A 14,809-nucleotide genomic window follows, 5' to 3' on the forward strand; every position below is an offset into this window, starting at 1 on the left:
CAAGCATATTGGCTATACTATAAATTCGACTAAGATTAGATATATTATCCTTTTATATTCAGCGCTAGACTCAACTCGTTTAGCTGTACGTTGTCAATAGCTGCTGGAGCATCAATCATCACATCGCGTCCCGCATTGTTTTTCGGGAAAGCAATAAAATCACGTATAGTCTCCTGCCCTCCTAGAATAGCCACCAAGCGATCGAGACCGAATGCTAACCCTCCGTGTGGAGGTGCACCGTATTGGAAGGCGTTCAATAAAAAGCCAAATTGCTCCTGTGCCTGCTCTAGTGTAAATCCAAGATGTTTAAACATCAATGCTTGTGTTTCCTTATCATGAATACGGATTGAACCACCGCCAATTTCATTACCATTCAGCACCAAGTCATACGCATTGGCACGAACTTTCCCAGGGTCAGTATCCAAGAGATGCATGTCTTCTTTTTTTGGAGAAGTGAATGGATGGTGCATAGCATGGTAACGTCCTGTCTCCTCATCCCATTCAAGTAAAGGAAAATCTGTTACCCATAGCGGAGCAAACTCGTCTGGTTTGCGTAACCCTAAACGGTTGGCCAGTTCCATACGTAGGGCGCTTAGTTGCGTGCGTGTCTTATTCGCTGGTCCGGACAGAACCAAGATAAGATCTCCCGCTTTTGCACCGGTAACCTCCGCCCATTTGGCAAGATCGGCTTGATCATAGAACTTATCGACAGATGATTTGAATGTTCCATCCACCTCGCACTTGCAGTACACCATGCCTGATGCGCCTACTTGTGGACGTTTTACCCAATCAATTAAGGTATCGATTTGCTTTCTCGTGTAGGACGCGGCCTCTGGTACAGCAATACCGACTACCAATTCGGCGTTGTTAAACACGGCAAATTCCTTATGTTGGGCAACGGCATTCAGTTCGCCAAACTCCATGCCGAAGCGGATATCGGGTTTATCGTTTCCATATCTTTGCATAGCTTCGTCGTAGGTCATACGAGGGAATTGCGCGATATCAATATCGTGTGTCGTTTTCAACAAATGACGTGTCAGCCCCTCGAAAACGTTTAGGATATCTTCCTGTTCAATGAATGCCATTTCGCAGTCAATCTGCGTGAATTCCGGCTGACGGTCTGCGCGCAGATCCTCATCGCGGAAACATTTCACTATCTGGAAATATTTATCTAAACCGCCTACCATTAATAGCTGTTTAAAGGTTTGTGGCGATTGCGGTAAGGCGTAGAACTGTCCGGGGTTCATGCGGGATGGAACCACGAAATCACGTGCACCCTCTGGCGTAGACTTAATTAAATAAGGCGTTTCCACTTCACAGAAGTCCATATTCGATAAATAGTTGCGAACCTCTTGCGTTACCTTATGACGGAAAAGTAGGCTGTTTTTTACCGGATTACGGCGGATGTCCAGATAACGATACTTCATACGCAAGTCTTCACCACCATCTGTTTCATCTTCAATTGTAAAAGGTGGAAGTTGCGCTTCGTTCAGTATCATTAATTCGTTTACGAGTACTTCAACCTCTCCGGTAGGAATATTGATATTTTTCGATTCCCGCTCAATAACGGTACCTTTTATCTGTATAACAAATTCGCGCCCCAATGATCTTGCCTGTTGCATAATGGTTTCATCAGTTCGTGCTTCGTCGAAGATCAACTGCGTGATACCATAACGGTCACGTAAATCTACCCAAATCATAAACCCTTTGTCGCGCGACTTTTGAACCCAGCCCGCTAGTGTGACTTCTTTATCTGTATCGGTTAATCTCAGTTCACCGCAATTATGACTTCTATACATTGTTATTCGTTGTTTTGTCCGTAACTCATAACGCATGATTCGTGGTTGTAGAATACGCCCGAATAACGTATAACGAGTTGCGAATGGATGTTTGCGCAAAAATATTGGATTTTACGGACAATAAAGATTTGTTTCTTCTTTTTTTCATACTCCCACTTTATCCCACCTTTTATTTGCAGAAAGATAACAAAAGAAGAGTAAGGCGGTTTTCTTTGTCGAAATATTAATATTCCCAATAGGATCGGGGCTTTACATCATTTTCGTTGTTACGGGTGTAAAAATGGTCGTGGCGGCTTTTGTGGCTTTTTTACTATGTGGAAAACTTTTTTGTGTTATATTGTGGGAGAAAGTGGGGGAAAGTGTATACTTTTACATTGAAATTTTGATTAGCTGAATAGACTGTGAACTATTTGATCGGAGAATACGAATGCAAGCTGGACGCCAAAGGTAGAATGGTGGTCCCTGCCGCGCTCAAAAGGCAACTGCCTGACGTGGAGCGGGATGGGCTTGTTGTGAACCGTGGCTTCGAGAAAAATTTGGTTATTTATACACGGGCGGAATGGAATAGGATTTTGAGGCAGTTGTCTAGGCTCAATCAATTTCAGCCTAAGAATCGAGATTTCGTAAGGAAGTTTATGAGTGGGGCAACAGAGTTGATGCTCGATTCAGCGGGTAGAGTTTTGATGCCGAAAGCCCTGTTGGAGTATGCGGAAGTGGGGAATGAGTTGGTCTTGGCATGTAATTTAGAAAAGATCGAGGTATGGTCGAAGGCAAAATACGAAGAGCAGTTGGATGCGATATCAGAAGATGATTTTTCAGACTTAGCTGCACAAGTGATGGGTGGATTTGATTTGGAAGGAGGGCAAGATGGCGAGTAATCCTACTGTTTACCATATTCCGGTGATGTTAGAGGAGTGTATGGAGGGGCTAGCTATCAAGTCGGATGGTGTTTACGTTGATGTAACGTTTGGTGGCGGTGGCCATTCACGTGAGATCTTGAAAAGATTAGGTGAAAATGGCAGATTGATAGCGTTTGATCAAGATCCGGACGCGGTAAAGAATACGGTGGATGATCCACGGTTTACGTTGGTGCAACACAATTTTAGGTTTTTGAAAAACAATCTGAGGTTGTTGGGTATCCGGCAAGTGGATGGGGTGTTAGCGGATTTAGGGGTTTCTTCTCATCAATTTGATTCACCGGAGCGTGGTTTTTCCATCCGTTACGACGCTGATTTGGATATGCGAATGGATCAAGTGGCTGATTTGGATGCGAAGAAAGTGTTGAATACATACGCAGAAGCAGAATTGCATCGCATTTTTGGTATGTATGGTGAGATACAAAATGCGCGGTCATTGGCAAAAACGATCGTAACTGCCCGTCTAAGTGAGTCTATTGAAACCGTGGCGGGACTGAAAGAGGTGATTAAGCGTCTGGTGCCGAAAGGGAAAGAACATAAATATCATGCGCAGGTGTTTCAAGCTTTGCGTATCGAAGTGAATCGCGAGCTGGAGGCGTTGCAGGAGTTTTTGGAACAGACTGTCTCGGTGTTGAAGCCGGAAGGGCGCTTGGTTATCATGTCTTACCATTCGTTGGAAGATCGGTTGGTCAAGAATTTTATGCAAAAAGGAAAGTTTAGAGGGGACGTGGAAAAGGATTTCTTTGGAAATGAAATAAAGCCGTTTAAAGTCATTAGCCGTAAAGCGGTGACAGCGAATACTAATGAATTGGCGGTAAATAATAGGGCGCGTAGCGCGAAGCTGCGTATAGCTGAACGCGAAGCTTAATTTTTTGAGATATGTCTAGAAAAAACACGGTCAGAAACAAAGAATTAAGTGAAGAGGTTCAGGAAAAAATGAACGAATCTGTTGAGGAAAAAGTCGAAGAAACCCAGCATTTTATCCGTTCTATTTTTTCAACAAAGCGTTTATCCAGCTATCTGGTGGCGAGAAATTTGCCTTTTGCGGCATTTGTGGCATTGCTTGGTTTGTTGTATATCTCCAATCGGCATTTGGCGGAAAGGACGGTGCGGGATATCGATCGTTTGGGGAGGGGAGTGAAAGAATTGAGTTGGGATTACAAATCGCTGTCTGCTGAATTGATGAAGTTGACCACGCAGACAGAGATTGCGAAGCGGGCAGATACGCTGGGGTTGAAAGAACGTATGGAGCCACCCATTAAGTTGGAAGTAGTAAGAGAAGAAAAGAAGTAAACAGAAAGACACGGAGTCGTATGAATATTAGGAAAACTATACTTATTCGCGTATACGTGGCATTCGGCCTCATGGTGCTTTTTGCGCTAACGGTGTTCGGTAAGCTTTTACATCTGCAATATGTGGATGGCGGGGAGTGGCGTGCAATGGTGGATAGCTTAACCATCCGAGAGCGTGGGATTGAAGCTGCTAGAGGTAATATTTACTCCAATGATGGTAGCTTGTTGGCTACTTCTGTTCCAGAATATGAACTTCGCTTTGATGCGATGTCGATACCATCGGAGGCTGATGACGTGTTTCATTCTAAAGTGGATTCGCTGGCGACACGTTTATCGGCACACTTCAAGGATAAATCTTCCCGGCAGTATTTGGTCCTGTTAAAAAATGCGCGTGCTAAAAAGCAGCGGTATGTCTTGATAAAGCGAGGGGTTTCGCATCAGGATTTGAAGGTCATCAAGACTTTTCCATTGTTCCATACATTTAGGGAGGGCAAGAAGAGATATCCGACGAGTTTGGTTACCGTGCGCGAAAACAAACGGATTTTGCCCTTTACTAACTTAGCAGCGAGAACCATAGGGTATAAAAATACGAAGGGAGATACCGTGTTGGTGGGCTTAGAGGGCGCTTACGGGAAATATATTGATGGAACGAGTGGATCGCAACTGATGCAGCGTATTGCGGGCGGTGTTTGGGTGCCTGTTAACCGCGAGGTGGAAGTCGCGCCTGTGGATGGTTCGGACATCATTTCGACGTTAGATGTGAATATGCAGGATATGGCGCAACGTGCGTTGGAGAAGCAGTTGATTGCGAGCGATGCAGATAATGGTTGTGTTGTGGTTATGGAGGTAAAGACGGGAGAGGTGAGGGCTATTGCGAATTTTACGCGGGATAAAGAGGGTGTTTTCCGCGAGAAATATAATTATGCTATAGCGCAGGGAGCAGATCCGGGATCGACATTTAAACTGGCGAGTTATTTGGCGTTGTTGGATGACGGGTTTGTGGATACCGCAAGCACGGTGGATATAGGAAACGGTACGTATAAAGTGCCTGCTCATACGATACGAGATTCGCACGCTCCCAAAAAATCAGTTTTGACCGTGAAAGAAGCTTTTGAGGAATCTTCGAATGTAGGTGTGGCCAAACTGATCAACACTTATTACGGGAACAAGCCCGCAAAATATACATCGAAGTTGCATCATTTTGGATTGGGTAAGCCTTTGGGTTTGCAGATTCCAGGTGAGGCTATTCCGTGGGTGAAGACGCCTGATAGTAAAACGTGGAGCAAACTGTCGTTAGTACAAATGGCTTATGGTTATGAATTACGATTGACACCCTTGCAAACGTTAGCCCTTTACAACGCGGTTGCCAACGATGGAAAATTGTTAGCGCCTTTGTTCGTGAAGGAGATTCGGCACTTGGGTAATACAGTGGAACGTTTTGATGCGAAGGTGCTTAACAAGCAAATTGCTTCGAAAGAAGCTATTCACAAAATGCAAGCGATGTTGGAAGGAGTCATGACGGAAGGAACGGGTAAACGTTTGAGCTCGCCCTTATATACGTCGGCAGGTAAAACGGGAACAGCGCAGATGAACGATGGTGCTCGAGGATATGGGCAACGTCGTTACCAATCATCCTTTGCAGGTTATTTCCCGGCCGAGAATCCGAAATATTCGATGATTGTGGTTATTCGTAACCCAAGAAGAGGATATTATGGTGGAGCCATCGCCGGCCCGGTCTTTAAAGAGCTGGCCGATATGATTTATGCAAATGATCTAACCTTGCACGGGACGTTAGCCAACAGAAAAGTAAATACCGCCGGGGCAAAATTACCGTTGACATTAAGAGGTTCGAAAGAAGCTTCAAAAACCGTTTACCAAGCATTAGGGTTTAACCCGTCCAATTGGAATACGATAGCGCAGGCGGCAGATTCATCTGCCAAAGCCGTTCCGTTTGTAGAGACTCAAGTGAAAGAGGGAGTTGTGCCGAATGTATTGGGTATGGGATTGTCGGATGCTATATTCACCATGGAAAATGCCGGTTTTAAAACAAAAGTTTCCGGTTGGGGTAAGGTCGTTAATCAATCCCTTATTGCGGGAACAAAATTAAAAGTAGGTACGCCTATAGCATTGTCACTGAATTAAAAGATATGAAGCTAAGAGAATTATTACATGCGATTCCAGTACAACAGCTCGAGGGTGCCCTCGAAGTAGAGGTGTCGTCCGTATGCTTCGATTCGCGGGAAGTTTCGGCGGATAGTCTTTTTGTTGCTGTGCGAGGCGTTCACACCGATGGGCATTTGTACCTCGATAAGGCGGTTGAGAGTGGGGCGACAGTATTGGTGTTGGATACCTTACCCAAGCAACTATCGGCTGAGGTGACCTACGTGGTTGTGGCGGATACGTCGTATGTGTTGGGGTTGTTAGCATCTAATTTTTATGGTGATCCTTCCAAAGCATTAAAACTTGTCGGCATTACCGGAACCAACGGTAAGACGACGATTGCCACGCTTCTTTTCAACTTATTTAAAAGCTTAGGATACCACGTCGGACTGTTATCCACCGTGGAAAATAAAATTGGGGATCGAGTTATTCCTGCAACGCATACGACCCCAGATCCTATAGCGCTAAATATGTTGCTTCGGGAGATGGTAGACGAAGGATGCGATTATTGCTTTATGGAGGTGAGTTCACATGCAGTCGTGCAGCAACGGATCGCAGGACTGCGTTTTGCGGGCGGCGTATTTTCGAATATAACGCACGATCATTTGGATTTTCATGGCACTTTTGACCATTACCTCAAGGCTAAGAAAAAGTTTTTTGACGACTTAGATAGGTTTGCTTTTGCGTTGACCAATATAGATGACCGTAACGGAGCGGTGATGCTGCAAAATACATTCGCCCATAAAAAGACATACGGTTTAAAAAATATGGCCGACTTCAAGGCTAAGGTTATCGAAAGTCACCTGGATGGTATGTTGCTACAGGTAGATGGGCATGAAGTATGGGTAAAACTGGTTGGTGGATTTAATGCTTATAATCTGCTCGCAGTGTATGGAGCGGCGATTCTCTTGGAACAGGAAACGATGAAAGTGCTGACTGCTATGAGTGATATTGTAGGAGCAGAGGGCAGATTTGATGTGGTACGTTCAGCAAAGGGTTTAGTGGGCATCGTAGATTACGCACATACGCCCGATGCTGTAGAGAACGTTCTATCGACAATCCGGGAACTGCGGAAAAGTGACCAACAGATTATTACGGTATTAGGTTGTGGTGGCGATCGCGATAAAGCCAAACGTCCAGAAATGGCAGAGGTAGCTGTGCGTTTGAGCGATAAGGTCATCATTACATCGGATAATCCGAGAACAGAGGATCCGATGGCGATCATCCGAGATATGGAAGCGGGTGTAGATTCGAAAGATCGTAAACATGTTTTTACCATTGCGGAACGTAGAGAGGCTATCCGGGCGGCTTGTCATTTGGCCCAACCGGGTGATATTGTACTGGTTGCAGGAAAAGGACACGAGAAATACCAAGAGGTTAATGATGTACGTCACCATTTCGACGATAAAGAAATTTTAATAGAAACGTTTAACGAACAATAAGAAATACGGATGTTATATTATCTATTCAGCTGGCTACAAGAACACATACATTTTCCGGGAGCGGGATTGTTTCAATACATCTCGTTTCGGACAGCAATGGCTGTTATTGTATCGTTGATCATTACGACAGTGTATGGAAGCCGATTGATCCGGGCTTTACGCAATAAGCAAGTGGGGGAGACGATCCGTGACTTAGGGTTAGAGGGCGAGAAGCAAAAGGTTGGCACGCCGACAATGGGCGGGCTGATCATCATCGGGGGGATCTTGGTTCCTACACTTTTATTTGCAAAACTGGATAACATTTATGTAATCATCATGATTATCACGACCATTTGGATGGGTACGATTGGTTTCTTGGACGATTACATCAAAGTATTCCGTAAAAATAAAGAAGGACTTGCCGGGCGTTTCAAGATTATCGGACAGGTGGGACTGGGGACATTAATTGCTATCACCATGTATTTCCATCCCGATATTGTTGCTCGGGAAAAGGTACAGAATCCCACCTCGACAAAAGCAGTGGAGATCATGATGGATACCCAAACAGGGGAGCGTTATTATGCGGAAAACGTAAAATCGACAAAAACCAACATTCCTTTTTATAAGAATAACGAGTTCGATTATACCGAAGTATTGAGTGTATTTGGGTTGAATGGTTACGTTGTCACCTTTATCGTTTTTTTGATTGTTGTGGTATTTATCGTTACGGCAGTATCTAATGGCGCTAATATTACCGACGGGATAGACGGACTGGCTACAGGAACTTCGGCGATTATCGGAATTACGTTGGCGATTCTGGCATACGTGTCAGGTAACGTGATTTTCTCGGACTATTTGAATATTATGTATATCCCCAACTCCGGCGAGCTGGTGATTTTTGCGGGGGCGTTTGTGGGTGCCTGTACAGGTTTCTTATGGTATAATGCTTATCCTGCGCAGGTGTTTATGGGGGACACGGGTAGCTTAACTATTGGTGGTATTATCGCGGCGTTCGCAATCCTTATTCGAAAGGAACTGTTGATTCCGATGTTGTGTGGTATTTTCTTGTTGGAAAACCTATCGGTGATTATGCAGGTGTCCTATTTCAAATACACCAAGAAAAAATTTGGTGAGGGTCGTCGGATATTTCTGATGTCTCCTCTCCATCACCATTATCAGAAAAAAGGTTATCATGAATCGAAGATTGTGATGCGATTTTTTATCGTATCGATTATCCTTGCGATTCTGACGATTGTCACGTTAAAAATAAGGTAAGATGTCCCATATAGCGCATACATACTATCCACAATCTGGCTTTCTGGCGATACTAGGCGCTGGGGAGAGCGGTGTTGGTGCCGCTATTTTGGGTAAGGATAAGGGCTTCAATGTATTCGTTTCAGACAAAGGTGCAATAGATGACAGATATAAGACGGCATTAAAGCAAGAGGAAATTGCATTTGAGGAGCAACAGCATAGCGAAGATAAGATCATGCAAGCTGCTCTGGTTGTCAAGAGTCCTGGTATTCCGGAACATGCACCTTTGGTGAAGGCATTAAGAGCAGCAAATATTCCGGTGATTTCGGAGATAGAATTTGCTGCGCAGTATACAGACGCGAAACTCTATTGTATTACAGGCTCGAATGGTAAATCAACCACAACGATGTTGACTTACTATATGTTGCAACGTGGCGGCATAAATGTAGGTTTGGCGGGAAATATCGGTAAGAGCTTTGCGCTACAGGTAGCACGTGAAAATTACGATGTATATGTGTTGGAAATATCCAGTTTTATGTTGGATGATATGTATCATTTCCGCGCAGATATAGCGGTTATTTTGAACATCACGCCCGATCATTTGGATCGGTATGACCATCAGATGGAAAACTATAGGGCTTCCAAATTTAGGATGATCAGAAATCAGACAAAAGACGATTATTTCATCTATTGTTTAGACGATGAAGAAACGGTAAAAGGATTAGACCTATTTAAGACAGAAGCGCAGTATTTGCCTTTTACACAAAAAGAAGTAGTGGAGCAGGGAGCGTATATAGATGAAGAAAAGAATATTATAATAAGAGTACCTAACAAAGACATTTTTGCGATGAATATTGAAGAGTTATCATTACAGGGGAAACACAACGCATACAACAACATGGCCTCAGGCTTGATTGCGAAGGTTCAGGAATTACGCAACCAAACGATGAAGGAGAGCATGGAATCGTATGTGAATATCGAGCATCGTTTGGAACATGTTGCTTGTATTGGAGGGGTAAATTATATCAATGATTCAAAAGCTACGAATGTTAATTCTGTTTGGTATGCTTTGGAGAGTTTTTCACCCGATATTATTCTGATAATGGGTGGGGTAGATAAGGGTAATGATTATGAAATGTTGCGTGATCTGGTGAAATCAAAAGTAAAAGCGATCGTATGTATCGGTAAGGACAATGTCCGTATCCATGAATCGTTTGAAGAAGATACGGATGTGATTGTAAATAGTTCATCGATGCAGGACGCGGTCGAGATAGCTTCCTATATGGCAAAAAAGGGAGACACCGTACTGTTGTCTCCGGCATGCGCAAGTTTTGATTGGTTTAAAAATTATGAGGAGCGAGGAGAGAAATTCAAGGAGGCTGTAATGTCTTTGTAGAACAGATAAAATTTGATATAGCATGATGGATCAGATTTTCAGTAAGTTAAAAGGCGACAAGTGGATATGGATTATTGTATTCATTCTGTCCGGTTGGTCTCTGCTGGCTGTGTACAGTTCGGTAGGTACACTCGCCTATAAAGAAGGTAAAGGTACAGAACTGTACCTGTTCAAGCACTTCTCTATTATTGCTGTGGGTTTGGTGCTGATGTATTTATCGCACAAATTAGATTACCGTTATTATGCGGGCATTTCTAAGTTGTTGATGATTATTACCATACCGCTGTTACTCTTTACGTTGATTGGGGGTAATAAAGTAAATGAGGCCAGTCGGTGGGTAACAATACCCGTCATTAATCAAACGTTTCAAACATCGGATTTGGCAAAATTAGCACTGATTACATTTTTAGCTCGTATGCTGTCGCGCAAAGCGCATGAGATAAAAGATCTTAAAAAATCATTTATTCCGATAATGGGAACGGTATGTTTGGTCTTTGTCCTTATCGCGTGGGCGAACTTATCGACCGCTTTAATGTTGTTTGGTACGAGTGTGTTGTTGCTTTTGATTGGCCGGGTGAGCTTCAAGCAAATCGGCATTGTTTGCATCGGTGGTGCGTTCTTGCTGTTGTTGGTGATATTGATCGGCCCGCGTCGTGCTACCTATATTAGCCGTTTTGAAAGTTTCTTTAAAACAGAACAAACTGTACAGCATACTGTTCCTTTTCAAGAAGATAAAAACTATCAGGCAAATCTTGCGAAGATGTCCATCGCTTCGGGTGAATTGTTTGGCAAGGGGGCAGGGAACAGTGTAGGTAGAAACCTATTACCGCACCCCTATTCCGATTTTATTTTTGCGGTTATTGTGGAAGAATACGGCACGATTGGTGGGGCTATCCTACTCTTCCTGTATGTCGCATTGATGTATCGATGTATACGTATTGTGACTCTAAGTCCGCGGGCGTTCGGTGCTTTTCTAGCGGCAGGTTTAGGATTCAGTTTGACGATACAGGCATTGGCGAATATGGCGGTTGCCGTCGGATTAGGGCCTGTAACCGGCGTGCCATTACCGTTGGTCAGTATGGGGGGGACATCCATCTTGTTCACCAGCGTGGCATTGGGTATTATTTTAAGTGTTAGTCGGAATGTCGAAGAACTGAAAGGAAAAGAAGAATTGAATGAAATACCGAAACCCCAGAAAGTGGTTGTCGGAACGATATAGGAATGAAGGGTGATGGTGTAAGAGAACTAAATACAGGAAAATGGGATACAAAGTAATCATAAGCGGAGGGGGTACAGGCGGACATGTCTTTCCAGCTATTGCGATAGCGAATGCGTTACGTCGTATAGAACCGGAAATCGAAATTTTATTTGTCGGTGCGAATGGACGAATGGAGATGGAACGTGTACCGGAAGCCGGTTACGAGATTATCGGGTTAGATATACAAGGTATTGATAGAAGTTCTTTGTGGAAAAATTTAGCATTACCTTTCAAGTTAATAGGCAGTTTCATGAAAGCGCGGAAAATTATAAGAGATTTTGAGGCTGATGTGGCTGTGGGCGTTGGTGGGTTTGCGTCCGGACCTTTGTTAATGGCAGCTAACGATAGGGGGTTACCTACGTTGATCCAAGAACAAAACTCGTATGCAGGTGTAACCAATAAAGGTCTGGGAAAGAAAGCGAAAAAGATATGTGTAGCATACGAGGGTATGGATAAGTTCTTTCCGGCAGAAAAAATAATTTTAACCGGCAATCCTATACGTCGCGATTCGGTCGCTATTGAAGGAAAGCGAGAATTTGCGCTGCAAATTTTTGGTTTGCAGCCGCATAAAAAGACCGTGTTGATTATAGGTGGTAGTTTGGGAGCAAAGCAGGTGAATGGTTATGTACTGGACGTAATACACGAACTGGGTGAAAAGGATGACGTGCAATTTATCTGGCAAACGGGAAAGACCTATTACGAGGATATGGAACGTATGCTCAAGCTAGATCAGTTGATTCCCGGTAATGTAAAGGTTTTTCCGTTTCTAGAACGCATGGATTTAGCCTATGCGGCGGCAGATTTAATTATTTCGAGAGCGGGTGCCGGAACGATATCGGAACTTTGTGTAGTAGGAAAACCGCTGATATTGATCCCATCACCCAATGTTGCAGAAGATCACCAAACGAAAAATGCGCAGGCTTTGGTTGCAAAAAATGCAGCTGTAATGATCTCGGAAGCAGATGCTCGGGGTACAATGATGTATGTGGCGTTGGAGTTACTTGCTGATGAGGCTAAATGTGCATCGTTAAGTACAGAGATAAAAAAGATGGCCATGCCGGATGCGGATGAAGTGATAGCAAGAGAAGTATTGAAATTATTAAATAGATGATGAACCTTGACCATATAAAACGTGTTTATCTACTCGGAATCGGGGGAATTGGTATGAGCGGATTGGCTCGTTACTTCAAACACCTCGGATGCGACGTGCAGGGGTATGACAAAACGGAGACCGAGTTGACACGTACTTTGGTACAAGAAGGTATTCCCGTCATCTATCAAGATGATATCGCATTATTGCAGGATACATACACACAATCGGCTACGGAAACATTGTTAATTTTCACACCGGCCGTCCCAAAAGACCTTAAACTGAAAGCCTACTTTTTAGAGCAAGGCTTTACGCCTTACAAACGTTCGGAAGTATTGGGCATGATTAGCGCGAGCCGATTTACGATTGCAGTGGGAGGAACACATGGTAAGACCACGACATCAACGATGATTGCGCATATTCTGAAGGATTCGGGATACGATTGCTCCGCTTTTTTAGGAGGAATTAGCTCGAATTACAACAGCAACGTGTTGTATGGGGAAAATAATGTCGTGGTGGTCGAAGCCGACGAATATGATCGTTCGTTTCTTACGTTGCATCCCAATATCGCTGTCGTGACTTCAGCTGACCCCGATCATTTGGATATCTATGGTGATGAGCAGCATCTTATCGAATCCTTTGCCTTGTTTTTGCAGCGCGTGGTTCAAGATGGTATTTCTATTGTCAAGAAAGGGTTGCCCTTTAGCGGCGATATAACCTATGCAAAAGAGGAGATATGCGATGCGTATGCACAACATATCCACGTGGAAAACGGTGTGTTTTATTTTGACTATGTTTCCAAACAAACGGAAATTCCAAACATACCGTTAGGGATTCCAGGTTTGCATAATGTGGAAAATGCTGTAGCTGCTACCACGGTGGCATTACAGCTTGGGATAAATGCAGATAAAATTAAAGCTGCATTGACTTCTTTCCGCGGGGCAAAGAGGCGGTTCGAGTATGTCGTTAAAACACCAGCGCATGTGTATATTGACGATTATGCCCATCATCCCGAGGAGCTGCGGGCGTTTCTGACATCGATGAAGAAACTTTATCCAACAAAGAAATTGACCGTCGTTTTCCAGCCCCATTTATATAGCCGAACGCGTGACTTTGTGGACGGCTTTGCAGAGGTGTTGGGGTTGGCAGATGAATTGCTATTGATGGATATTTATCCCGCGAGGGAATTACCCATAGACGGTGTAACCTCCACATGGTTGTTGGATAAGATAACGATAGATCGTAAACAGCTTGTGTCGCCGGAGCGTGTTTTGGAAATCGTAAAACAGCATCCTCCGGAATTGATCGTAACCGTAGGAGCAGGTGATATTGACAGATTGGTGAAACCTTTAAAAGAAATATTGGAAAATGCTTAAGGCAGTTCGTAACATACCGTGGAGGCAACTTGGTTATGCTTGTATAGGGCTTATCGCCTTGGCAGGGATAGGTATGTTGATGAGCTTGGTCAAGAAGAAAGATACTGCGCAAGTTTGTGCTTCCATGAAAGTGGTTGTAGAAGGAAAGGAAACTTTTATCGACCAACACGATATTTCCGATTTAGTGAATACGAACTTCGGAACAGTAGTCGGAAAGCCTTTGAACGAGATTCCGATCGATAAGATTGAAAAGGCATTGATAGAGCTTCCCTACGTATCTAGTGCAGAGATTTATACCGATATGGACGGGATATTGCAAGTCGTTGTACAACAAAGGGAAGTCGTTTTGCGTGTCGTGAACAAAGCAGGTAAAGAATACTATATCGATACCAAAGGAGCAAAGGTACCTGTAACATTAAAGTACGTTCCGCATGTTTTGGTGGCAAATGGAAATATACAGGAAGGATATGAAAAGCCATTGGATACTATTCGGACTCAATTGGTGAAAGACTTAGTTGCTATCGTGGAACATGTAAAAGACGATCCATTGTGGAGCAACCAGATTGTTCAGCTTTATGTGGACAATCAACAAGATATTGAGATTATTCCAAGGGTAGGGACACAACCACTGATTATCGGTAATGCAGATAATTTAGACAAAAAGTTAGATAGATTGGAGATTTTCTACAAAAACATTCTGCCAAAGGTTGGTACGGGTGCGTATGAAAAAGTGAATGTGAAATATGATGGACAGATTATATGTGAACGTCGGAATGGATGGATGCTAGACAGTTTACAGATGAAACTAAAAATGAAATAAATAATATTGAAATATACAGCAACAAA

12 protein-coding genes are annotated in these 14,809 nt (G+C 43.6%); 11 read left to right on the forward strand and 1 reads right to left on the reverse strand.

Annotated elements, in window-relative coordinates; genetic code table 11:
• Positions 1–44: 44 nt before the first annotated feature.
• Positions 45–1,799: an aspartate--tRNA ligase gene (gene aspS / locus G5B43_RS06400; protein ID WP_165293876.1), complete on the reverse strand. Its 1,755-nt coding sequence runs from the start codon at positions 1,797–1,799 to the stop codon at positions 45–47.
• A 401-nt stretch (positions 1,800–2,200) separates the two neighbouring features.
• Between aspS and mraZ the strand changes: the two genes are divergently transcribed.
• The 11 genes from mraZ to G5B43_RS06455 are packed head-to-tail and all read left to right on the forward strand — an operon-like array spanning position 2,201 to position 14,783.
• Complete coding sequence (mraZ, locus tag G5B43_RS06405) at positions 2,201–2,677, forward strand: division/cell wall cluster transcriptional repressor MraZ (RefSeq protein ID WP_165293877.1); 477 nt, start codon at positions 2,201–2,203, stop codon at positions 2,675–2,677.
• Positions 2,667–3,584 carry a 16S rRNA (cytosine(1402)-N(4))-methyltransferase RsmH gene (gene rsmH / locus G5B43_RS06410; RefSeq protein WP_165294082.1) on the forward strand — a complete coding sequence of 306 codons (918 nt, stop codon included), beginning with the start codon at positions 2,667–2,669 and terminating at the stop codon, positions 3,582–3,584. Before mraZ ends, rsmH begins: the two co-directional genes overlap by 11 nt.
• Positions 3,585–3,595: 11 nt before the next feature.
• A complete protein-coding gene (locus G5B43_RS06415) occupies positions 3,596–4,009 on the forward strand; it encodes an FtsL-like putative cell division protein (RefSeq protein ID WP_165293878.1) in 414 nt (137 codons plus the stop codon).
• 20 nt (positions 4,010–4,029) lie between these two features.
• Complete coding sequence (locus tag G5B43_RS06420; RefSeq protein ID WP_165293879.1) at positions 4,030–6,150, forward strand: penicillin-binding protein; 2,121 nt, start codon at positions 4,030–4,032, stop codon at positions 6,148–6,150.
• 5 nt (positions 6,151–6,155) lie between these two features.
• Positions 6,156–7,610 (forward strand): UDP-N-acetylmuramoyl-L-alanyl-D-glutamate--2,6-diaminopimelate ligase, encoded by a 1,455-nt coding sequence (locus G5B43_RS06425; protein WP_165293880.1) that lies wholly within the window; start codon positions 6,156–6,158, stop codon positions 7,608–7,610.
• Positions 7,611–7,619: 9 nt separating this feature from the next.
• Positions 7,620–8,864 (forward strand): phospho-N-acetylmuramoyl-pentapeptide-transferase, encoded by a 1,245-nt coding sequence (mraY, locus tag G5B43_RS06430; RefSeq protein ID WP_165293881.1) that lies wholly within the window; start codon positions 7,620–7,622, stop codon positions 8,862–8,864.
• Position 8,865: 1 nt separating this feature from the next.
• Positions 8,866–10,239, forward strand: a complete 1,374-nt coding sequence (gene murD / locus G5B43_RS06435; protein WP_165293882.1) for a UDP-N-acetylmuramoyl-L-alanine--D-glutamate ligase — start codon at positions 8,866–8,868, stop codon at positions 10,237–10,239.
• Between the two features lie 25 nt (positions 10,240–10,264).
• Positions 10,265–11,458, forward strand: a complete 1,194-nt coding sequence (locus tag G5B43_RS06440; RefSeq protein ID WP_165294083.1) for an FtsW/RodA/SpoVE family cell cycle protein — start codon at positions 10,265–10,267, stop codon at positions 11,456–11,458.
• A gap of 40 nt (positions 11,459–11,498) precedes the next feature.
• Positions 11,499–12,608 (forward strand): undecaprenyldiphospho-muramoylpentapeptide beta-N-acetylglucosaminyltransferase, encoded by a 1,110-nt coding sequence (gene murG / locus G5B43_RS06445; RefSeq protein WP_165293883.1) that lies wholly within the window; start codon positions 11,499–11,501, stop codon positions 12,606–12,608.
• Positions 12,608–13,963 carry a UDP-N-acetylmuramate--L-alanine ligase gene (gene murC / locus G5B43_RS06450; RefSeq protein WP_165294084.1) on the forward strand — a complete coding sequence of 452 codons (1,356 nt, stop codon included), beginning with the start codon at positions 12,608–12,610 and terminating at the stop codon, positions 13,961–13,963. Before murG ends, murC begins: the two co-directional genes overlap by 1 nt.
• Positions 13,956–14,783 (forward strand): cell division protein FtsQ/DivIB, encoded by an 828-nt coding sequence (locus G5B43_RS06455; RefSeq protein ID WP_165293884.1) that lies wholly within the window; start codon positions 13,956–13,958, stop codon positions 14,781–14,783. Before murC ends, G5B43_RS06455 begins: the two co-directional genes overlap by 8 nt.
• Positions 14,784–14,809: the final 26 nt, after the last annotated feature.

Source organism: Sphingobacterium sp. SGR-19 (genome assembly GCF_011043555.1).
GTDB lineage: Bacteria > Bacteroidota > Bacteroidia > Sphingobacteriales > Sphingobacteriaceae > Sphingobacterium.

Bases quoted from the DNA above. Each gene is read 5' to 3' on its own strand.
- aspS (WP_165293876.1), bottom strand. From the start codon at position 1,799: ATGTATAGAAGTCATAATTGCGGTGAACTGAGATTAACCGATACAGAT.
- rsmH (WP_165294082.1), top strand. From the start codon at position 2,667: ATGGCGAGTAATCCTACTGTTTACCATATTCCGGTGATGTTAGAGGAG.
- G5B43_RS06415 (WP_165293878.1), top strand. From the start codon at position 3,596: ATGTCTAGAAAAAACACGGTCAGAAACAAAGAATTAAGTGAAGAGGTT.
- G5B43_RS06420 (WP_165293879.1), top strand. From the start codon at position 4,030: ATGAATATTAGGAAAACTATACTTATTCGCGTATACGTGGCATTCGGC.
- G5B43_RS06425 (WP_165293880.1), top strand. From the start codon at position 6,156: ATGAAGCTAAGAGAATTATTACATGCGATTCCAGTACAACAGCTCGAG.
- mraY (WP_165293881.1), top strand. From the start codon at position 7,620: ATGTTATATTATCTATTCAGCTGGCTACAAGAACACATACATTTTCCG.
- murD (WP_165293882.1), top strand. From the start codon at position 8,866: ATGTCCCATATAGCGCATACATACTATCCACAATCTGGCTTTCTGGCG.
- G5B43_RS06440 (WP_165294083.1), top strand. From the start codon at position 10,265: ATGGATCAGATTTTCAGTAAGTTAAAAGGCGACAAGTGGATATGGATT.
- murG (WP_165293883.1), top strand. From the start codon at position 11,499: ATGGGATACAAAGTAATCATAAGCGGAGGGGGTACAGGCGGACATGTC.
- murC (WP_165294084.1), top strand. From the start codon at position 12,608: ATGAACCTTGACCATATAAAACGTGTTTATCTACTCGGAATCGGGGGA.
- G5B43_RS06455 (WP_165293884.1), top strand. From the start codon at position 13,956: ATGCTTAAGGCAGTTCGTAACATACCGTGGAGGCAACTTGGTTATGCT.